General features: G+C 36.9%; 18 protein-coding genes and 1 pseudogene. 16 read left to right on the top strand and 3 right to left on the bottom strand.

Annotation, left to right across the window (positions count from 1 at the left end; all coding sequences use genetic code 11):
* The 3 genes and pseudogenes from ACG94X_RS16395 to ACG94X_RS16385 all read left to right on the top strand — a co-directional run.
* On the top strand, positions 1-1052 hold a 1052-nt coding region (locus ACG94X_RS16395; protein ID WP_419384750.1), incomplete at its 5' end, for a YDG domain-containing protein.
* 3 nt (positions 1053-1055) lie between these two features.
* Complete coding sequence (locus tag ACG94X_RS16390; protein WP_419384749.1) at positions 1056-2774, top strand: ShlB/FhaC/HecB family hemolysin secretion/activation protein; 1719 nt, start codon at positions 1056-1058, stop codon at positions 2772-2774.
* 292 nt (positions 2775-3066) lie between these two features.
* Positions 3067-3627 (top strand): annotated as a pseudogene (locus ACG94X_RS16385) (transposase); the annotation flags it as partial.
* 181 nt (positions 3628-3808) lie between these two features.
* On the opposite strand, the gene ACG94X_RS16380 reads toward ACG94X_RS16385, so the two are convergent.
* Positions 3809-4438 carry a TetR/AcrR family transcriptional regulator gene (locus tag ACG94X_RS16380; RefSeq protein WP_419384748.1) on the bottom strand — a complete coding sequence of 210 codons (630 nt, stop codon included), beginning with the start codon at positions 4436-4438 and terminating at the stop codon, positions 3809-3811.
* 108 nt (positions 4439-4546) lie between these two features.
* Between ACG94X_RS16380 and ACG94X_RS16375 the strand changes: the two genes are divergently transcribed.
* The 7 genes from ACG94X_RS16375 to ACG94X_RS16345 all read left to right on the top strand — a co-directional run bounded on the left by ACG94X_RS16375 (position 4547) and on the right by ACG94X_RS16345 (position 13893).
* Complete coding sequence (locus ACG94X_RS16375; protein ID WP_419384747.1) at positions 4547-6055, top strand: flavin-containing monooxygenase; 1509 nt, start codon at positions 4547-4549, stop codon at positions 6053-6055.
* Between the two features lie 99 nt (positions 6056-6154).
* The gene (locus tag ACG94X_RS16370; protein WP_419384746.1) at positions 6155-6991 is read left to right on the top strand and encodes an SDR family oxidoreductase; all 837 of its coding nucleotides are present in this window, start codon (positions 6155-6157) and stop codon (positions 6989-6991) included.
* Positions 6992-7301: 310 nt separating this feature from the next.
* Complete coding sequence (locus ACG94X_RS16365) at positions 7302-8693, top strand: LLM class flavin-dependent oxidoreductase (RefSeq protein ID WP_419384745.1); 1392 nt, start codon at positions 7302-7304, stop codon at positions 8691-8693.
* A gap of 262 nt (positions 8694-8955) precedes the next feature.
* Positions 8956-10206, top strand: coding sequence for an SfnB family sulfur acquisition oxidoreductase (locus ACG94X_RS16360; RefSeq protein WP_419384744.1), 1251 nt, complete (start codon positions 8956-8958; stop codon positions 10204-10206).
* A gap of 34 nt (positions 10207-10240) precedes the next feature.
* A complete protein-coding gene (locus ACG94X_RS16355; protein ID WP_419384743.1) occupies positions 10241-11542 on the top strand; it encodes an acyl-CoA dehydrogenase family protein in 1302 nt (433 codons plus the stop codon).
* Positions 11543-11753: 211 nt separating this feature from the next.
* The gene (locus tag ACG94X_RS16350; protein WP_419384742.1) at positions 11754-12581 is read left to right on the top strand and encodes an SDR family oxidoreductase; all 828 of its coding nucleotides are present in this window, start codon (positions 11754-11756) and stop codon (positions 12579-12581) included.
* Positions 12582-12948: 367 nt separating this feature from the next.
* Entirely contained in the window at positions 12949-13893 is a 945-nt protein-coding gene (locus ACG94X_RS16345) for a LysR family transcriptional regulator (RefSeq protein ID WP_419384741.1), read from the top strand.
* A gap of 122 nt (positions 13894-14015) precedes the next feature.
* Here ACG94X_RS16345 and ACG94X_RS16340 read toward each other — a convergent pair whose 3' ends face one another.
* Together ACG94X_RS16340 and cysS are read right to left on the bottom strand one after the other, a co-directional pair.
* Positions 14016-14636 carry a TetR/AcrR family transcriptional regulator gene (locus ACG94X_RS16340; protein WP_419384740.1) on the bottom strand — a complete coding sequence of 207 codons (621 nt, stop codon included), beginning with the start codon at positions 14634-14636 and terminating at the stop codon, positions 14016-14018.
* Positions 14637-15009: 373 nt separating this feature from the next.
* Positions 15010-16428 carry a cysteine--tRNA ligase gene (cysS, locus tag ACG94X_RS16335; protein WP_419384739.1) on the bottom strand — a complete coding sequence of 473 codons (1419 nt, stop codon included), beginning with the start codon at positions 16426-16428 and terminating at the stop codon, positions 15010-15012.
* A 362-nt stretch (positions 16429-16790) separates the two neighbouring features.
* Between cysS and ACG94X_RS16330 the strand changes: the two genes are divergently transcribed.
* The 6 genes from ACG94X_RS16330 to ACG94X_RS16305 all read left to right on the top strand — a co-directional run.
* Positions 16791-17768 (top strand): KpsF/GutQ family sugar-phosphate isomerase, encoded by a 978-nt coding sequence (locus ACG94X_RS16330; protein WP_419384738.1) that lies wholly within the window; start codon positions 16791-16793, stop codon positions 17766-17768.
* Between the two features lie 3 nt (positions 17769-17771).
* On the top strand, positions 17772-18311 hold the full coding sequence (locus tag ACG94X_RS16325) for a KdsC family phosphatase (RefSeq protein WP_419384737.1): 540 nt from the start codon (positions 17772-17774) through the stop codon (positions 18309-18311).
* 39 nt (positions 18312-18350) lie between these two features.
* A complete protein-coding gene (gene lptC, locus ACG94X_RS16320; RefSeq protein WP_419384736.1) occupies positions 18351-18896 on the top strand; it encodes an LPS export ABC transporter periplasmic protein LptC in 546 nt (181 codons plus the stop codon).
* Positions 18883-19449 carry a lipopolysaccharide transport periplasmic protein LptA gene (lptA, locus tag ACG94X_RS16315; RefSeq protein ID WP_419384735.1) on the top strand — a complete coding sequence of 189 codons (567 nt, stop codon included), beginning with the start codon at positions 18883-18885 and terminating at the stop codon, positions 19447-19449. The genes lptC and lptA overlap by 14 nt, the downstream gene beginning before the upstream one ends.
* Complete coding sequence (gene lptB, locus ACG94X_RS16310) at positions 19449-20192, top strand: LPS export ABC transporter ATP-binding protein (protein WP_419384734.1); 744 nt, start codon at positions 19449-19451, stop codon at positions 20190-20192. Before lptA ends, lptB begins: the two co-directional genes overlap by 1 nt.
* Positions 20193-20806: 614 nt before the next feature.
* Positions 20807-22211, top strand: a 1405-nt coding sequence (locus ACG94X_RS16305) for a SwmB domain-containing protein (RefSeq protein ID WP_419384733.1), incomplete at its 3' end; no start/stop codon positions are given.

Below are 22211 nucleotides of genomic sequence, written 5' to 3'. Positions count from 1 at the left end.
GATTAAACAACAGTTTTGGTATTAGCAATACGACCAATGCAGGTAATCACACACTCACTGTTGATGGCACATTGAGCAATGGTAACTACAACATCACGCAACGTACTGATGGCACATGGGTGATAAATAAAGCTCAAGCCATCATCACAGCCAATAGCCTCAACACGGTTTATAACGGCAAAGACCAAACGGCAACAGGCTTTACAGCCAAAGGATTAGTCAATGGCGAAACTGAATCTGTGCTGAGCAATGTAAGTGCATCTGTCACAGGCAAAGATGCAGGAACATATAGTAATACAGCAACAGGTACCGACAGCAACTATGATCTAAGCTTTGTGGATGGTTCACTCAATATTACTAAAGCCAAAATCAATCAAGTCAATGGAATTACAGCTAATAATCGTGTTTATGATGCAACAACCAATGCAACATTAAATACATCATCAGCGCAATTCGATGGAATCATGTTAGGTGATGAGTTGGTTGTAGGTAATGCAACAGGAAAATTCAGTGATAAAAATGCGGCGAATGGTAAACAAGTCAGTATTAATAATATTAGTTTGATTGGAGCAGATGCACATAACTATGATTTAGTGAATGATACTGCTCAAACCACTGCGAATATCAACAAAGCTAATATCAGCAGTATTTCAGGTATTACAGCCAATAATCGCACGTATAATGGCTTAACTGATGCCAGTTTAAATCTTGGCAATGTTCAGTTTAATGGCATTTATCAAGGTGATGATTTAAGGATCGAATCATCTATAGGGAAATTTGATACTGCTGCAACGGGTCAAGCAAAAATGGTGTCGATTACAGGTCTAAGTTTAAGTGGCGCAGATGCTCAAAACTATAACCTCGTTGATACGAATGCTCAGACTCAAGCCAATATTTATATGCTGATTCCTGAGGCTTATCTACAAGCAATACAATTTAAACGCCCACGCTATTTACCTGACACGAGTAATGTACGCAATGTGGCAAACATCGAAGTTCGCCAAGGTGGCGTCAATACTTCAGGCATTCAAACATTGGCAGGGGAGCACTAAAACATGAAACGACACAACACAATGAAACTTCAAAAAAACCTATTGGCAATATCAATCGCAACTTGTTTCATACTCGTTGCGACAACAGGGCATACAGCACCACTGCCTGCAATTAATGCACCGAACGCGGGACAACTTCTGCAACAACAGCAGCAAGGACAAATACTTACACCACAAACAGCAGTTGAAGTCGAAAACTCGGCAACGAGTACAGCACCCAATGTCAGTGATGTACAAATTGCCGTACAAAAAATAGAAATTGTTGGAAATAGTCGTTTTAGTGCAGAACAACTCCATCCGCTTATAGCAGATGCAGAAGGGAAACAGCTCACACTTAAACAATTGTGGGATGTGACCCAAAAAATCACCCAATATTATCAACAGCATGGTTATGAATACAGTCGTGCTTACTTGCCACAACAAAACTTGAGTCAGGGTATTGTTCGTATCAATGTACTTGAAGCACATTATGATAAAACAGCGATTCAGAATAACAGTCGCACCCAGAATTGGCTGATTGAACAGACTGTCGATCCACTCAAACAAGGCGAAAGAATCAATAGTGATCAGATGCAACAACAACTGAAATTACTCAATCGCTTAAAAGGCGTAACCACACGGAATGTCCTTGCACCTGGTGCAACCGTAGGAAGTAGCCAACTGAATATAGAAGTAAACAACGCTGCGATGATTGGTGGATATCTTGGTGCAGATAATTTTGGTAATAAATATACCAGTCAAGTTCGTGGTACAGCAGGCGTTTCTGCATATAACTTAGCAGGGCTGGGGGATGAGCTTAGCTTTGACCTGATGACTGCTGGTGAACGCATGAACTACGGGCGTGTCGGTTATGCCTTCTCCTTTACAGGTATGGGTACACGTGCAGGAGCAAGCTATTCTTACCTTGACTACAAGCTAGGTAAAGAATTAAAAGCCATTGGTGCAGAAGGTAGTGCAGCGCAAACCAGTGTGTTTATCAGTCAACCTGCATTATTGACCAATACTGCAGAAGTACTCCTCACACTACAATACGATCACAAACAACTTGAAGATGATATAAACCTTAATCAATATTACAAACACCGTAATATTGATGTAGTGACAGCACGTTTAGATGGTTCTCAGTTTGATCAATATCTTGGTGGTGGACTTAACCAATATGGGGCTTCAACCAGCTTCGGACGCGTGAAATTTAAAAATGGAGATGCTGCTGCTTTAGATGCCCAATCGGCAAATACTGCAGGAGATTACTATACTGCGAGTTTAAATCTATCTCGTTTACAGAACTTAGGTAAAAAAGGCACACAGGGTTATTTGGGAATATATGGACAATATAGTCCTTATAATCTAGACAGTGCTGAACAATACTTAGGCGGTGGCCCTTTTAACGTACGTGGTTACGAGTCAAGCCAATTTGCAGGATCTACAGGCTATTTAGCGACAGCCGAGCTCAGACAAAACCTATTTGCAAATGCCAAGAATCAAATCACTGGTAAAGTCTTTGTAGACACAGCAGAAGTGACTTTAAATGCAAAGAAATGGGCTGGGGTGACTGGGGATAATCAAGTACAGATCAGCAGTGCAGGGTTGGGATTAAATTGGAGTAGTGCTTGGAATATTCAAGCCAATGCAGAAGTTGCATTCCCGATCGGTCATACGCCTGAACAGATGAGTGATCGTGATGATCATCAGTATTGGTTAAGTGTACGTAAGACTTTTTAAATCTTAATGGTTTAAGCATGATTAAGTTAAGTGAATAAAATGGGCTTAACTTAATTTTTAGAAATTCATGATTAGGGCAACGCATTTATTCACTCATTAATAAAGTAACTGATTGTTAAGTAAATTGGTTGCGAATGCTCAAGTATTAGAGTAGGCACTGCGAGGTTTAGACTTGTCTAAACCAATAATGATAAAAGTGCCATCCCCAATGGAAAGCTTCGGCTTTCCTTTTTTTATTGATTTTTTTATACAAACCTAGCATTAAAGGCTTATTCAACAATATTATTTTCGAATGCATAAACCTAAAATTTATCGTACAACCAATTGGTCTTCTAATATGAGCAGTATACTGCGCAAGATTAATCAATAGAGGAAATATCTCCATTTGGTTTGATCCTGCTACTCAATGGTATGCACTACGCAAAGGTAAACAAGGACGAAATCCAAAACTTATTCCGATGGAGCTATTCAATGTTGTCTGATGATCAAATCGCAATTTCAACTCTCTTTAGGTATGGTCACTGGTTTTGTTCACAGGTTCTTAAACTCTACGAATTCAATTGATTCTGCCTAACAGATAGCTTATGACACGAAATACTGCCGACAAGTGGTCTCAGATCGACAAGCGCATGCGGTAATTCCGTCAAGAAAAAATGCGAAGCCTTAGAAAGATAATAAGCTGAGATCTTTAGAGAGAAATGAGTGACTGAAAACGATCGGACGTCTAGGAAGAATAATTTGGAAAAAGTGGTCTGGGTATAACCAACGAAGTTGGGTAGAAACCAAGATACATCGCATCAAATCATTAGCAGATAAACTCAGCGCTAGAAATTTTCTGTATCTGGCAAATAAATTTTTAGTATTATCAATAGTATAAAGTGTTTATCAAAACAATCACTAGTCACTTGCTTTGGTGTGTCTGGGCTAATGATTGCAACAGATTGATCATTGTCCTTACAAGCATTCAGCCCAAGCGTGAGTAAGCAAATTCAGGTTAATGTATATAGTTGAAGAGGTTCTGTATGAATTGGGGGTTAGCTACGCATTCCACCAATAATGAGATCGATAATCGAATCTGCATATTTTTTTAGCCCATCTACATCATCTGGATGGGCTAAAAAACGTAATGCACCATTCATAATGATGCCGATAATATTATGCCCAGTATTTTCACAATCTAAATTTGCTCTAAAGAAACCAAGTTCTACACCATGCTGTAAATAATTGGAGGTTAACATACCCGCCATTTGCATTAAATTTTGCACAAATTGGGTCATTTCTGTATCTATGGAAGTTGCTTCGAGCAACAATAATTTTAATGTGCGAGGATTTTCCTGTGCAAAAGTCCGTAAGCGCTCAGAAATACGCTCACATTGCTCACGATATTCTGCAATATTATTGACGGCTTGTGGCGCATTTTCACCTGTTAGTAGAGCCATGATTTTTTGCATAGTATCGGAAATCACATGCTGCAAAATATCGCGTTTATTTTCAAAGTGGCGATAGAAAGTCCCATGACCAATTCCTAAGCGTTTGGCAATGTCAGAAATCGCAGTCTGATGATAACCTCGTTCAGAAAACTCTAGAAAAGCAGCCTCTAGAATATCTGCCTGTAATTGTATTTTTTGGCGTTCTGCGCGGCTTAAATTCACTTGTTCATTCATAGGCAAAAAATACCAAAATTATGATTAAATTGTCAAACAAAGGAAATTGACAACTCATTCCGTTTTCGACATTGTGTTCCTATTGGACATATTCTAAGTGATTAAAACATGGAACAACACAAAAATAACGCACAAGATAAAAACTTTTCCAAAATCATTATCGTTGGCGGTGGTTTTTCTGGTTTAGGTGCAGCCATTAAACTGAAAGAAGCAGGTTTAGAAGATTTTATTTTGCTCGAAAAAGCCGCTGAAATGGGTGGGGTTTGGCGTGAAAATACCTACCCAGGATGTGCATGCGATGTTCCTTCTGCCTTATATTCTTATTCTTTTGAACAGAATCCATCATGGTCACGAGTATTTGCACCACAGGCAGAAATTAAGAAGTATTTGTTTGATGTGGTAGATAAATATAAAGTCATGCCGCATGTTCACTTGAACTGTGAAGCATTAAATGCAAAGTGGTCTGACACAGACAATTGCTGGATTATTCAGACGAATCAAGGGGAATTACGTTCCCAGTTTACGATCCTTGCTTGTGGTCCAATGCATGAACCTGTATTACCCGATATAAAGGGAATGAGCGAATTTAAAGGTGAGATCTTTCATTCATCACAATGGCGACATGATATTGATTTAACAGGTAAGAGAGTGGCGGTGATTGGTACTGGTGCATCAGCACTGCAATTTGTACCTCAGATTCAGCCCATCGTTCAGCAACTCAGTATTTTCCAACGTACAGCGCAATGGGTTTTACCGAAGTCAGATATGCCATTGCTCGCACCTGTACGCACTATGTTTAAGTTTTTACCCCTGACACAGCAAGTTCTACGTGGTTCCGTCTATGGTATTTTTGAAACAATCAATGGTGGGTATCAAAGCCCTGCGGCGATGAAACAGTTTCAGAAAATAGCACTTTGGAATATGAACTACCACATTAAAAATAAACAATTACGTGAAAAATTGACACCACCTTTCATTATTGGTTGTAAACGAATTTTGCAATCTAACAACTGGTATCCCGCATTGGCGCAGAATAATGTGGATGTCATTGCAAGTGGTCTAGCAGAAGTGCGTGGCAATACCCTAATTGCTGTAAATGGCGAAAGTGTGGATGTTGATATTATTATTCTAGGAACGGGTTTTGAAATTGCGGAACCACCTATTGCCAACCGTGTTTACAATCGTTTTGGTGATAAAATATCAGATGTTTGGCAGGGTAGTCCTGAAGGCTATATGGGAACGATGGTGGAAAACTGCCCGAATGGTTTCCTGATGTTTGGCCCAAATGTCGCAGTCAGCTCATCTGCATTCATTATTATGGAAGCCCAACTAACCTATATCATAGATGCGCTCAAGCAAGCGATTGAACAAGATATTCAAACCATAGAACCTAACCCTGAAATTACTAAAGCCTTTAATGAAAAAGTGCAAGCAGCATTACAATCTACAGTCTGGAATCAAGGTGGATGTCAAAGCTATTTCATAGACCGTAATGGACGCAACAGTACGGCATGGCCTTGGACAACATTTAAACTTCGAGAAAAAATGAAAAAATTCAATCTAATGGAATATTTAATTGATTTTAAGCCCTCAGCAAAACAAAAAGATAATGTATAAAAATAAGCTGTAAATAGCCTAAGTAATTTTAATCATATTATCGACAAATTTTTAACATGATTAATCATTGGAAATAAATTAATAAATAAGGATTCCAAGATGTTTAATAAACAAAAATTAAAAGGCAAAGTCGTTGCAATTACAGGAGCTGCTCGTGGTATAGGGCTTGCAACTGCGGAGGCAATGATTGCTCAAGGTGCTCAAGTCAGTATTGGTGATATTGACTTGGAACTTGCAGAAAAAGAAGCGCAACGCATTGGTGCTAAAGCATTTAAGTTAGATGTACGTAATCGTGAATCCTTTGCACAGTTTATTCAGGAAACAATTGACCATTTTGGCAGTCTGTATTCACTGGTGAATAATGCTGGAATTATGCCTATGGGAGCATTTTTAGATGAAGATCCTGCATTGGCAGATGCACAAATTGATATTAATTTCCGTGGTGTAATTTATGGTATGCAGCTTGCTTTACCACATTTAATACAAGCAAAAACAGGGCATATTGTGAATATTGCTTCGTTTGCGGGGCGTTTTGCACTCCCTGGTTCGGCAGTATATTCAGGGACTAAATTCGCTGTCGTTGGTTTAACGGAAGCTGTTGCAGGTGAGTATCGCAATAGTGGTATCGAATTTACAGCGATTATGCCAAGTAAGGTACTCACTGAGCTGACATCTGGGACGGACAATGCCTCTAAAATTATTCCATCTGTTACACCGCAACAGGTTGCAAATGCTGTAGTGAATGCATTGATTAAACCTCGTTTATTTATTGCTGTGCCAGATTATTTACAAATGCTACATGGTATTTACGGCACGCTGCCGCAGTGGGTACAAAAGGGTACACGCCGTGTTCTAGGTGATGATGGTATTTTAACCAAACTAGATCATTCTGCACATGCAGGTTATGCAAATCGTATTGATCAATTAAAAAAATAGCATTATTACGATAATAATAAATAAAAGTTAAGCGGTTTTTTTACATTTCAATAACCTAGAGATGTATTCCACTTTAGGTTATCTTTTGTAATAATAAAATGATCCATTATTATGAAATTTCATTATAAAGATATTTAAATAAAATATTTAATATTCATAATAAAATTTATGTAAATATAAATGATTATATTGTTTAGATTGATAGGGTTTATATTAAATTAATTTTGATAATAAATGAAGATATTCAGATAAAAGAATAAAAATATTTAGCTTAGGATGGAACGATAAATATTGTAATGTTGAAATAAAAATGACTAAACAAATAAGTTTTAATGCTTTTGAAATGAATTGTATCGCCCACCAGTCTCCAGGATTATGGCGTCATCCTTCAGATCGCTCCACAGAGTATAAGGATATTGAATATTGGACAGATTTAGCCAAAATACTGGAAAAAGGATATTTTGACGGAATCTTTATTGCTGATGTTCTTGGGATTTATGATGTTTATCATCAGAGTGCGGAGTATGCGTTGAGTGGTGCAGTTCAAGTTCCAGTGAATGATCCTTTGCAAGTCATACCTGTAATGGCAGCAGTAACCAAACATCTTGGCTTTGGATTAACTACGTCTATTTCTTTCGAACATCCTTACCCTTTTGCTCGGAGAATGAGTACTTTAGATCACTTAACCAAAGGTCGAGTAGGCTGGAATATTGTCACCTCATATCTAGAAAGTGGCTCAAAGAATATTGGTTTAAAAACACAATTAAATCATGATGATCGTTATGATGTTGCAGATGAATACTTGGAGGTTTTATATAAGCTTTGGGAAGGTTCGTGGGAAAATGATGCAGTAAAACGTGATAAGCAGTCAGGCATTTTCGCAGATCATCATAAAGTTCATCCAATTTTTCATGATGGTAAATATTTCACAGTTCCAGGGATTCATATTTGTGAACCTTCTCCACAACGCACACCCGTTTTGTATCAAGCAGGTGCTTCGCCTAGAGGTCAAGCTTTTGCTAGTCAAAATGCAGAATGTATCTTTATTGCTCCACCTTCGAAAGTCGCTGCTAAAAAAGTGGTGCAAAGTATTCGTCAAAAATTACGTGAAGAAGGTCGTGATCCATATTCAGTCAAAATATATAGCTTGTTGTCGATTGTTACAGATGAATCTGATGATAAAGCACAGCACAAATTTAAAGAATATCAATCTTATGGTAGTTATGATGGTGCCTTAACTTTGGTGTCAGGTTGGTCAGGTGTAGATTTTTCACAATATCAGCCGCAGGATAAAGTTGAGTATATTCAAACCAATGCTATTCAATCTATGCTCGATGCCTATGTGAATGCCGATCCAAATCGAGTTTGGACAATTGAGGAAATTGCCAACTGGAACAGTGTTGGTGGGAATGGTCCAGTTTTAGTGGGAAGTGCACATACAGTTGCAGATGAATTGCAAAACTGGATGGAAGAAACAGATGTAGATGGTTTTAATTTAGCTTATATATTGGCGCATCAAAGCTTTATCGATATTGTTGATTATATCGTGCCAGAGCTACAAAGGCGTGGTGTATATCAGACAGAATATAAACAAGGTACTTTAAGAGAAAAATTATTTGGTCAGCATGCACATTTACCTGAAAATCATCGGGCAGCGCAATATCGCATCACTACGAAAAACACATTCGATCAAGCCAGTTAATCATCAAATTTTATAGTTTTTAAAAAAGTCTCGCTTATGGTGAGCTTTTTTTTAATATTTTATGAATGAGTTTTGATAAATAATTTTTGGATTATATTGTTAATAATGAAGTGGTTTTTAATTCATATTTTTGGTATTAATTTATAGTAAAAAAATGAATAAATATATAAATTCTGAATGAATAAACAATGCAGTTATTGATATAAAAATAATAAAAAAATAATGCTAATTTAAAGTTATTCCATATTATAGAGTGTTTGAAATGACTGACTTAAATCAAAATAATTTTTCTTCACAGACGGCTGTTCCTTTACAATTTTTTGAGTTGGATCATGATGCTCATGTTATTCAATCGGATGATGAAGCGATTCAAGTGGCGCGAGATTTAGCGAAAGAGTTTGCCAAAGAAGCATCTCAACGTGATCATGAGCGTCGTTTACCGCTTGCAGAAATTCAACAATATTCACAAAGTGGTTTGTGGGGTATCAACATTCCAAAAGCTTTTGGTGGAGCTCAAGTTAAATACAGAACTTTGGCAGAAGTCGTGAAAACTATTTCAAGTGTAGATCCATCTTTAGGGCAAATTGCACAAAACCATTGGGCTTTTATTGAACATATACGTTTAGATGCAAGTCCAGAACAGCAACACTTTTTCTTCAATGAAATTTTGAAAGGTCGTCGTTTAGGTAATGCTTTTTCTGAAAAGGGCAGTAAAACCGTAGCAGATTTAGAAACAAAAATTCATAAAACAGCACAGGGTTATGAAATTAATGGGCAAAAATTCTTTGCAACAGGTGCATTACTCGCACATTGGGTACCCGTTGTTGCAGTTAATGAAGACGGTTTTCCTGTTGTAGCATTAACTCCTCGGACAACACAAGGTTTAGAGATTGTAAATGACTGGTCTGGTTTTGGACAAAGAACAACGGCAAGTGGCACTGTTCTATTAAAGCGGGTGCAAATAGATGAGAAATATATTGTTCCTATTCACAAAGCATTTGAACGACCAACTGTTGCTGGGGCAATTTCACAATTTATACAAGCCGCTGTAGATGCAGGAATTGCACGTGGTGCAATTGAAGAAACCATTCACTATGTTCGTCAGTATTCTCGTCCTTGGGTGGATTCAGGTTTGGAAAAAGCCACAGATGACCCTTATACCATTGCCAATATTGGTGAGTTAAAAATTAAATTAAGAGCCGCAGAAGCCGTTTTAGATTTAGCAGGTGATGCAATTGATTTAGCGATTGCACATCCTACCGAAGATACCGTCAATGAAGCGACTTTATTGGTTGCAGAAGCAAAGGTTTTAACGACTGAAATTGCAATTTTAGCAGCGAATAAACTTTTTGAATTGGCAGGTACTCGGGCAACTTTGTCTGAGCTAAATCTAGATCGTTATTGGCGTAATGCACGCACACATACTTTACATGATCCTGTACGTTGGAAATTGAATCTAGTGGGTAATTATTACTTGAATAATATTCATCTACCACGCCATGCGTGGAGCTAAGTCTAATCATTAACAAGTATATGGATGCAAGAAAATGGGTAATTTAGATATACAAAGCCGCTTTGCAGAAGATTTATCAGTTTCGGCGGATTATGAAAAAGTCGCAGCAAAATATCGTTCAATTTTCACCAAAATTGCGCAAGGTACAGTTGAAAGAGAACAACAACGTATATTGCCCTATGAGCAGATTAATTGGTTAAAGCAACTTGGCTTTGGTGCATTGCGTGTACCTGCAAAATTTGGTGGTGATGGCGTTTCATTGCCGCAATTATTTAAACTATTAACCGAATTAGCCAAAGCAGATTCAAATATTGTTCAAGCGTTAAGAGGACATTTTGCTTTTGTAGAAGATCGCTTAAACGCTCATAAATTAGAGAACCAAGACGTTTGGTTTAAGCGTTTTGTACAAGGCGATTTGGTGGGCAATGCATGGACTGAAATTGGTCAGGTTAAAATTGGCGATGTATTGACTCGTGTGACTCAAAATAATCATCAACCAAGCAGCCATCAATCAACAAATAATTCGCCAAACAATAATCAACTCTTGGTGAATGGTAAAAAATATTATTCAACAGGAACGATTTTTGCCGATTGGGTGGATTTATTTGCCTATGATGAAACGACAGATCAGCATGTAATTGCTGCAATTTCACGACATGCATCAGGTGTAGAAGTATTAGATGATTGGGATGGTTTTGGTCAAAAAACTACGGGTAGCGGTACATTAACATTATATAATGTACCTATTGAACGTAATCATATTCTACCGTTTGATCAGCGCTTTAAATATCAAACTGCTTTTTATCAAGTGATTCATCTAGCAACTTTAACGGGAATTGCTAAAAGTGCTCTGGCAACTTTTATAGAAGAAGTTCAAAAACGAGATCGCATTTTCAGTCATGGCAATGCAGATTTGGTTCGTAATGATCCGCAGATTTTGCAAGTAATTGGTAAGGCATCTGCACAAGTGTATGCAAGTGAAAGCATTACCCTACATACGGCTGAGGCATTACAGCATGCTTATATCAGTCATTTTGGTGAATCTGAGGTGAAAAATATTCAGGCAAATATCAATGCTGAATTAGAGTCATCACAAGGGCAAGTTGTTATTGCAGATCTAGTCTTAGATTTGACCAGTCAATTGTTTAATACATTGGGTGCATCGGCAAGTAGTACTGCGAAACAATTAGACCGTTTTTGGCGCAATGCACGTGTGGTTTCTTCGCATAATCCACTTATTTACAAAGAAAAAGTCATTGGGGATTGGGAGGTCAATCATGAGCCTTTACCTTTTGTTTGGCAGATTGGCAAAAGCCCAAAAAGTGATGTTGCATAAGCCATTTTAAAAAATAGATTCATATTTATACATACATTTTAGAATAAAAAATCAAAAGCCTGACTCGTTCAGGTTTTTGATTTTTTTAATATAGTCATAGGTTTATAATTAATGTACTAATGAGTATATAAAATGGTAGTTTTTGTACTAGGTGAATGAAATTAAATTGAAGTAGATTAGTGACGTTAAATACAAAATGAATGAGGAATGTATGTCACTAAAAGGGAAAACACTTTTTATTACGGGTGCAAGTCGTGGTATTGGGCGTGAAATCGCACTTAAAGCTGCGCAAGATGGGGCAAACATTGTCATTGCTGCGAAATCTGTAGAAGAACATCCCAAAATGGGTGGTTCAATCTATACCGTTGCCAAAGAAGTTGAAGAAGCAGGCGGAAAAGCTTTAGCTATTCAATTAGATGTACGTGATCAAGTTGCTGTTGCAGCAGCAATGCAACAAGCGGCTGAACATTTTGGCGGTATTGATATCGTTATTAATAATGCAGGTGCAATTAAATTATCAGGTATTGAATTACTTGACCCAAATCGTTTTGATTTGATGTATCAGATTAATACTCGTGCAGTGATGGTATGTAGTCAGGCAGCGTTACCATACTTAAAGAAAAGTGAAAATCCGCATATTCTCAGTCTGTCACCACCGCTGAATTTGGATGAAAAATGGTTTGCGAGCTATGCGCCATATACCATCACCAAATATGGCATGAGTATGTTGACCCTTGGTATGAACCAAGAATTTGAACACTATGGCGTTAGTGTCAATTCTTTGTGGCCTAGAACGATTATTGCAACGGCAGCGATTGAATTTTCTTTGGGCGGTAAGCAATTATTTAGTAGAGCACGTAATCCAAATATCATGGCAGATGCAGCTTATCAAATTCTGATTAGCCAAAATCGTGCTATTTCGGGTCGTTTGATGATTGATGAAGATATTCTGAAAGAGTCGGGTGTGACTGATTTTTCACAATATCGCTATGCAGATTCTGATGATGAATTGATGGTGGATTTATTTGTAAAAGAATAAATTTTGAATGCGAAAGCAGATGAATAGAGCTTTTGCGTAAGTTAAAAAAACCAACTATTTACAATTAAGCATACTATAAAACCAATATTGGTCGCTCCTTCTCTTGCGCCAAATATGGCTCAGGGAGAAGGTTAGGGTGAGGGGATTTCTCAAAAAATCCTCTCCCTAACTCTCCCCTTTTTAAGGAGAGGGAACTCCAATGTAAATCAAAATTGATTAAAAGTTACTTTCGCAAGAGGTCTAATACCTACCGATTTTACCCATAATCATTTAATTGTTTAAAATCGGTACATTAAAACATTGGAAAATTGAAGAAAAAAGCAGAATATAGAATATCGAATTTTAAAAATGTGTGAGACGTTATTCCGTGTTTGAGTTAGATTGTAAATTGCTCAGTATTTTTTACTACATTTATAAATTTAAAAGTGTTTCTGTTGCCGCAGATCACTTGGCGATGAGCCAACCGACGGTGAGTAATATTCTCAATAAAATACGTGTGCATTATAACGATCCACTTTTTTTACGCATTGGCAATGAAATGGTGCCTACAGAGCTTTCCAAACAACTTTATCCGTTGGTAAGTGAGGCTTTGAGTAAAGTTGAAATCATCAATAATTTCAGCGTGAATTTTGATGAAACTGCATCACATCAACAGTTTACTGTTGCGATGACAGATGTTTCGCATTTGGTATTATTGCCTAAAATTTCTCAATATTTAAAAGAACATGCACCACATGTCAAATTGAATGTCAGAGCGATTACCTCTGAAACCAGTTACCAAATGGCGAATGGTGAAATCGATTTAGCGATTGGCTTTCTGCCTCAATTGGAAAATGGTTTTTATCAACAAAAATTGTTTGAACAGTTTTATGTCGTGATCGCTTCTAAAGACCATCCGCGTTTAAAAAACAATCAGATTTCGGTCGAGCAATATTTGAGTGAATCACATATTGATATTGATGCAGGAGTTGGGCATTACCACATCGCCAATGAGTTATTAAATTTAGATTTAAAGCGCAATGTATTGATGCGTATACCAAGTTATTTGGGCGTGGGTTTAGTGGTTCAAGATACGGACTCAATTGCGACAGTACCTTATTATTTGAGTGAAGTATTATTGTCTCGTGGCAATTTGCAAATTCTTCCTGCCCCAATTTCATTCCCAACCTATTCGATTAAGCAGTATTGGCATATGTCTTGTCATCATAAGACCAGTCACCAATGGTTAAGACATATGTGCTATGAGATTTTTAGTCAGGTGAATTCGATGCCGTTACCGAGTCAGTTGTTAAATTTAGGTGATGCGGAATAGTGTTTGTTGAAGGGATGTTAGATCAACAAACACCATTTTTAAAGATAGTATTCATAGCACTGAAAATAGCGATAATTAATCAGCTTCATCTTACTAAGTTTTATAAAACAATGCTTTACAATCTAATTGGTTTGGTGCTCATTATCTGTTAATTTGTCAGGGGTCATCAGTGCTTGATTAACATATAGTTTAATCAGGCGTTCACGTGAACCAATTGATTTTTGGTAATGTGTTGAATTTAATAATAATGATGCGCCGTAAGTGACTGTCCAAATATAGGATAAATAGTCACGAATCGACATTGTACTATTGAGTGCTTTTAGATGTTCGCCAAATAAGTCTTTCAATTCTAAAATTCGATCTTCACGTACTTGATACAGTTCTTCAAATAAATCATTGAGTTTTCTTTCATTATTAGTTAGTCGTTCTTCAATGACGTGTAATAAAATCGTTCTATTCGAATTCAGCATGTTGTAAAGCATATATTGCGATACATAGGTCTTAATATCTTTATGATGAGTCTTAGAAATATCGAGTAATCTTTTTTCATTCTGAATAATCAGTTCTAAATACAACTGATTTTTACTTTTAAAATGTTTATAAATAGTGCCTTTGGCAATATCGAGTTCTGCTGCAAGTTCACTAAGCGTGATATCTTGAGTGTTATCAAGGAGAAGTGTTTCTGCCATCGCTAAAATTTTCTCTTTACGAAGTAGAAAATTTTGTTGGCGTACTGAGCTCATCTTAAATTCTATCCAAATAACAACGAAGTACTGTTTTTGAGTATATCAGGTATCTTTTCAATTCGTTTAGGCAAAAACTTGGTTTTATGTTTTTTTTGACTTTATAAATAGAATTTTTTTAGGTTGATTAAATATTATATAGAACTGTATCTAAATAAGTTGAACTCAGCATAACACTTGATTCTATTATGGTGATGCACATCGAATTATGCACCGTACGGCAGTATTGGGAGATGTCCCAATTTATAAAAATAGCCAAACTACTTAGAAGATTGACTAAAATTTATATCAATAAAAACCCTATAAGCTGCTAGAGCTTATAGGGTTTAATTCATCAATCAGTTTTTAAAATAGCATGATCGAGAAGGTGTAATTAGTCACGACGCCAAATTGTACCTTGGCGAGTATCTTCTAAAACAATACCTTGATCGAGCAAAGATTTGCGGATTTCATCTGCACGTGCAAAGTCTTTATTCTTTTTAGCATCCACACGTTGTTGAATTAAATCTTCAATTTGCTCTTCCGAAAGCCCTGAAGCTTCCTGACCAATATCAGACTTTAAGAATTCATCGACATTAGATTGAACTAATCCAAGAATATTGGTGAGGTGGCGTAAAGTAGAATAATAAATTGCAGCTTGTTCAGCATTTTCTTCTTTTACAGCACGATTCAATTCTTTAATGATTTCAAATAATACTGCAATTGCTTCGGATGTATTAAAGTCATCACGCATTGCAGCATTGAAACGTTCAACGATAGCAACATCTAAAGTTTCAACTGTTTTTGTACCATACACTTGTTGATACGCTTTGAAGGCATGATAGAAGCGAGAAAGTGTTGATTTTGCTTCTTTTAATGCAAAGTCGGAGAAGTTTACAGGGCTTCTATAATGTGAAGAGACAATAAAGTAACGAATGACTTCTGGGTGGAATTTTTCCATCACATCACGGATGGTAAAGAAGTTGCCTAAAGATTTAGACATTTTTTCACCATCAACATTAATAAAACCAACATGCATCCAATAGTTTACATATTGTTCATCTGTAGATGCTTCACTTTGGGCAATTTCGTTTTCATGATGAGGGAACGTTAGATCTGAACCGCCACCGTGAATATCGAAATGGTTACCTAAGCAGCAAGTCGACATTGCAGAACATTCAATATGCCAACCTGGGCGACCATTACCCCACGGAGAAGCCCAAGACGGTTCATTTGCTTTAGCATGTTTCCACAATACAAAGTCGAATGGATGTTTTTTTTCAACGGCTACATCTACGCGTTCTGATGCACCTGCTTGCATATCTTCCAGTTTACGACCTGAAAGACGACCATATTTTGCAAATTTTTCAACTTCAAAATACACATCACCATTGTTTGATGGATAAGCTGTACCTTTATTAACAAGCTTGCCAATCATATCTTGCATTTGGTCGATGTAATCGGTTGCACGTGGTGCTTCATCTGGAGCAGCACAACCTAAATTCGTGGCATCTTTATTCATTGCTTGAATGAAACGATCTGTTAAAGCTGTAATGCTTTCGCCATTTTCATTGGCACGGGTAATAATTTTGTCGTCAATATCTGTGATATTACGTACGTATTTGACGTTCCAACCCTGACTGCGTAGAAAACGGATAATGTAGTCAAATGCAACCATGACCCGAGCATGTCCAATATGACAGTAGTCGTATACCGTCATACCGCACACATACATGTCGATATGTCCTTCTTTACGTGGAACAAATTCAACTTTTTTACGTTGCTCTGAGTTGTATAGAACAAATGGTTGCATAAGTTTTCTAAACGTATTTTGAAAATGGTGTTCAATCTTAACCTAAGCATTTTTATTCATAAAGTTAAAAGCAAAAAAAGCATGAATTTTTTAGGGTATTGATGGAAAGATAAGTGATTGATGGTGTTAATACTCATTGTAATAGCGTATTTATATGGATAATGGTGGTTGCTATTTTGTTGAGAGAAGATCATAAAATTTTCTTTAACTAGCAAAATCATAGATTTTGTATAAATCATGCAAACTTATACATTTAGGAAAGCAGCCTGTGGTATTGCTATGCTAAAATATCAAAAATATTCCATTCGATATTCAAAACTCTACGTTAGAGTTAAGGTCAGTCCATTTTGAACCCTGAAAACATGCCGAATTCATTCGATTTCCAAAAGGTAGCGCTCGAAACCTTACGCATTGAAGAACAAGCCTTAGAAATTTTAGCGACACAAATTGATGATCGCTTTACGCATGCATGTGAAATTATTTTACAGTGCAAAGGTCGTTTAGTGATTACGGGTATGGGGAAATCTGGGCATATCGGGCGCAAAATGGCGGCAACATTTGCATCAACAGGAACGCCTTCCTTTTTCATGCACCCTGGTGAAGCAGGGCATGGCGATTTAGGTATGTTAGTGCAAGGTGATGTACTGATAGCAATTTCAAACTCTGGAAAGAGTGATGAAATTATGATGTTGATGCCACTCATTAAACATTTACAAGTACCTTTAATTACCATTAGTGGTGATGATAAAGGTCCAATGCCACAAAATGCAGATGTTGCATTAACACTCGGCAATATTAAAGAAGCATGTCCTTTAGGTTTAGCGCCAACATCTAGTACGACAGCAACATTGGTTTTAGGCGATGCTTTGGCAGTTGCTTTATTGGATGCACGTGGTTTTACAGTGGATGATTTTGCGATGTCGCATCCTGCGGGAGCATTAGGCAAGCGTTTGTTATTGCATGTAAAACATTTAATGCATACAGGCAATGATTTACCAAAAGTATTTCCAAATACACCAATGAATAAAGTGTTGTATGAAATTTCCAATAAGCGTTTAGGTTTAACCACAGTTGTTGATGAAAATGACACGTTATTGGGAATATTTACAGATGGCGATTTACGCCGTTTAATTGATAAACAACAAGGATTTGATGTGAATTTACCTGTATCTGAGGTAATGATTCGAAATCCTGCAACGATTTCTAAAGAAGCACGTGCAGTTGCCGCTTTAGAAAAAATGAATGACAAGAAAATCAATCAATTTATTGTGGTCGATGATACCAACAAAGTGATTGGTGTAATTAGTATGCATGACCTGATTCAAGCTGGAGTAAATTGATCAATGGCTTCTTATGTTTTATTGGAACAAGCGCGTCATATTGAAGCATTGGTTTTAGATGTAGATGGTATTTTGAGTGATGGTTTTGTGACATTGACCAATACGGGCGATGAAATTAAATCTTTTGATATCCGTGATGGGCTTGGAATGAAACTGGTTCAAAAATCGGGCATCAAAGTGATTATTATTACAGGTCGTAAAAGTAATATTGTTGAAAAACGCATGTCAGATCTAGGTGTGGATTTGGTCTATCAAGGGCGTGAAGATAAAGGCGTTGCTTTGCGTGAAGCTTGCGCTCAATTGAATATAGACCCTGAAGATTGTTTATATATGGGTGATGATTGGCCAGATCTTTCTGCTTTTGCAATTGCGGGCATGAAAGTTACCGTTCCAAATGGTCACGTAGAAGTGCGTCGCCGTGCAGATTTAGTCACTCAAGCGATGGGTGGGCGTGGCGCAGTTCGTGAAGTTTGCGATATGTTATTAATGGCAAAAGGAACTTACCAAGAACTACTTGAAAAATATACAGCTATACCGCATTAATAGCTTAAATTCAAATTGATCAATTGTTGAATGTAATTTATGGATACTAAGGTTTTATATGTCTCTGCTGTTGTCATTGCGGCAATCAGTGGTGGCTATTACTATTATAGTGGAAAAGGCAAAAAGCTGGATGCAAATGCTGCACAAAGCATGACTTACTCTGCGCAAGGTATCCAGCTCATTCAAACAGATGAAAAGGGCAACTTGTTCGTACGTGCTCAAGTTGATCATTTAGAACAAGATTTACAAAAAAATACGACAAAAATTATTCATCTGAATGCTTCTATGTTTCATCAAAATCAAGTTGATTCAACTTTTTTTGCCAAAGAAGTACGCGGATTTAATGATAATGAAAAAGTTGTTTTATCTGGAAATGTCAAAGCGACTAAAATTAGTCAGCAGGGTGATTTGGTGTTTCTGACAGATCAGTTAACAGGTTACCCTAAAGTACGACAGTTTGAAACAAATCACCAAGTTACTGTTTATACACCTGATGCTGAATTTATCAGCCAAGGTTTAAAAGCCGATTTAAATCAAGGGCAATATGAATTCGCACAAATTCGAGGAAAGTATGTACCTAACTAAGTTATTTTCTAATTCACAGCCTTTCCTTAAAAAAGTGATCTGTACTGCGGGTTTAATCTGCTTTTCGGCATCTGTTTTTGCATTGCCGTCAGATCGTAGTCAGCCAATCTCATTAGTTGCAGATAAAGCAACCTATAATGAGCGTACAGGTGTAACGACTTATTCTGGTAATGTATTGATAGAACAAGGCACGATGAAGATACAAGCGGCTTCTATCGTGGCGCAACTGAATAAAAATAAACAAATCAGTACTATTACCGCGACAGGTAGCCCTGCAAAATTTCAGCAACAAGTGGATACTGGTTCGAGTGTGGCTCGTGGCGAAGCACAAAAAATTGTTTATGATGCTGAATCTGGTTTGCTGAATTTAGTTGGCAATGCTTACCTTTATCAAAATGGTGCAAGTATTCGTAGTAATACTTTGAAATATAGTATGAATAAAGGTGATATTGAAGCATCGGGTAGTTCGAATACTACAGGCTCACCTAAAGGTCGCGTACAAATTATTATTCCACCGAATAGCTCTAAGTCAGCCCCTGGAGTGCGTAATTAATGCCAGTACAGGATCAAATTCAGACACTCAGCATTCAGCATTTAGCTAAGGTATACAGTAAGCGTTGGGTGGTAAAAGACGTTTCTTTCCAAATGCAAAGTGGACAAATTGTGGGTCTACTTGGACCAAATGGTGCAGGAAAAACAACGAGTTTCTACATGGTCGTTGGTTTGGTTCAGATGGATAAAGGGGTTATTTATCTAGATCAGGAAGATATTTCAGATCTTGCGATGCATCAACGTGCACGTAAAGGGATTGGTTATTTACCGCAAGAAGCCTCCATATTCCGTAAATTAACCATTGCTGAAAACATTATGGCAATTTTGGAAACCCGTAAAGATTTAAATAAGCAGCAACGTCTAGTACGCCTTAAAGAGTTATTGGCAGATTTTAAAATTACCCATATTAAAGATTCACTGGGAATGAGTGTTTCTGGTGGCGAACGCCGCCGTGCCGAGATTGCACGGGCACTTGCTGCTGATCCTAAATTTATGCTGTTAGATGAACCTTTTGCAGGTGTGGATCCAATTTCAGTGGGTGATATTAAAGATATTATCCGTCAACTCAAAGATCGTGGTATTGGTGTATTAATTACAGATCACAATGTTCGTGAAACATTAGCTATTTGTGAGCATGCTTATATTGTCAGTGAAGGGGCTGTTATTGCAGAGGGAACGCCTGAGGAGGTTCTTGCCAATGAAACCGTTCGAGAAGTTTATTTAGGTGATGATTTCACAGTTTAATACTGATAAAAATGAATTTAATTTATAAAAAAAGGTGGAGTGAAGAGCTTCACCTTTTTTGCTTTTGGTAATAAATGTGATTTTGAAGTGACGAATATTTAGTTTTAATAAAATGTATTGTTGATTTATTTAAAAATATTCAATATATTGCTACTTTGTAATATTTGTACAACATTTAAATATTTTTTAGTATGTATTTAATTTTTAAGTTTCTGTAATAACCATAATAAAATTCTGGAAATATGTTTGTACTGGAAATGATCCTCTGCATAGTTATTGAACTTTTTAGAATGTAAAAGAAAATTTATTGTTTAGTTAAGTTAATTAATTTTATTTTTTAAATAATGATTATAATAAAATAAAAATAATAAAAATTATTAAATATATCTAATGATTATTAAATAAAAAATGTTATTATTTTCAATAAAAAATAATTTAGTGATTATTCTGTCACTTTAATTTATGGACGAGTGAAGGTGCTGGAGTAACTACTCTTAATAATTCCTCTTATGTTTAATATGTGATTTTTATTTTGTAATATTATCTACTTGTGAAGCTTGTCGCATTTATTTATCTTTTTTGTATATGTGGAAATTATAAAAGAGGGAACAATTATGACAAATATCACAGTTTATGAAAAAGGCACGGCAAAAACCATAACTTCAGATATGGTGGATACTCATCATGCAGTTTATAAAGCTGATCTTGATAGAGCTGACATTAAACAAATTACTAAAGTTAATAATAATTTAGAGATCGAATTACAAAATGGTGAAAAGGTCACTATAGAAAATTTCTTTGTTGGTCAAAAGCCAAAAGAATTTGTTATAGAGTCAGCGGATGGGAAATACTTTTTAGTTAATATGCTGGAATTTGATGCGAATGGTGTTGCAACAAAAGTTGATTACTTAGGTATTGCAGATTTTCAAGATTATTTAGTTGATGGTCAATCGTCTGTTGTACCCGTTTGGGCATGGGTCGCTGGTGCAGCTGGATTAATTGGTATTGCTGGAGCTGCTGCAGGTGGTGGTGGTTCGGATCATTCAGACAATGGTGATAAAACAGGTCCTAAAATAACGCATGATATTTTAGATAATAATAAAATTAAAATTACAGCAAACGAAGCAAGCCAAATTATTATTTCGGATTCAACTGGAAAAATTATTGGTACAGGTCAATTAAATCAAGCAGGTCACATTGATATAACCCTAACAAGGCCTCTTCAGGACAATGAAACGATTACTGTTACTGCCACAGATAATTCTGGTAATAAAACCATTGAAACATTTAATGTTGGTGATGTTACTGCGCCAATAATCAGTGCGGAAATCCAAGATGCTATGCATGTAGATATTATTTCAAATGAATCAGGTACAGTAAAAATTACTGATTCTAAAGGTAATGTGATTGGTGATGGTACATTAACGGGTAATGGCACAGTTGAAAATATCCAATTGGATCGTCCCTTAATTGATGGTGAAACCATCACAGTCACTGTGACAGATCCATCAGGTAATCCTAAAGAGCTCGAAGTCACTGTGGGTGATGTCACGACACCAAAGTTTATCAATGCAGAAGTAAATGCAGCGGGTGAATTGGTTCTACACTACAGCGAAGGACTGGATGCAACGAAACCACCATCAGCAGACCAATTCACCGTGACGGTGGGTGGTACAATTATTGATCCATCAAACATCATCGTGACGGTGAGTGGAACAGATGTCACCTTAAGTTTTGTACCGCCGATCTACAAAGATCAAGACGTGAGCATTGCTTATAAAGATAAAACCACAAGCGATGATGACGTTGCGATCCAAGATGCGGCAGGTAACGATGCAGCAGATTTAGTAACCACGCCAGTAGACAACAATGGATCAACGGTCATTGATCCAAACGGAGATACAACGGCACCGAGCTTCGTTAATGCAGAAGTAAATGCAGCGGGTGAATTGGTTCTACACTACAGCGAAGGACTGGATGCAACGAAACCACCATCAGCAGACCAATTCACCGTGACGG

This window comes from Acinetobacter psychrotolerans, from assembly GCF_048552595.1.
Taxonomy (GTDB): domain Bacteria; phylum Pseudomonadota; class Gammaproteobacteria; order Pseudomonadales; family Moraxellaceae; genus Acinetobacter.
Note: the sequence above shows the minus strand (reverse complement) of the source record. Positions and strands in the feature narration are given on the sequence as shown.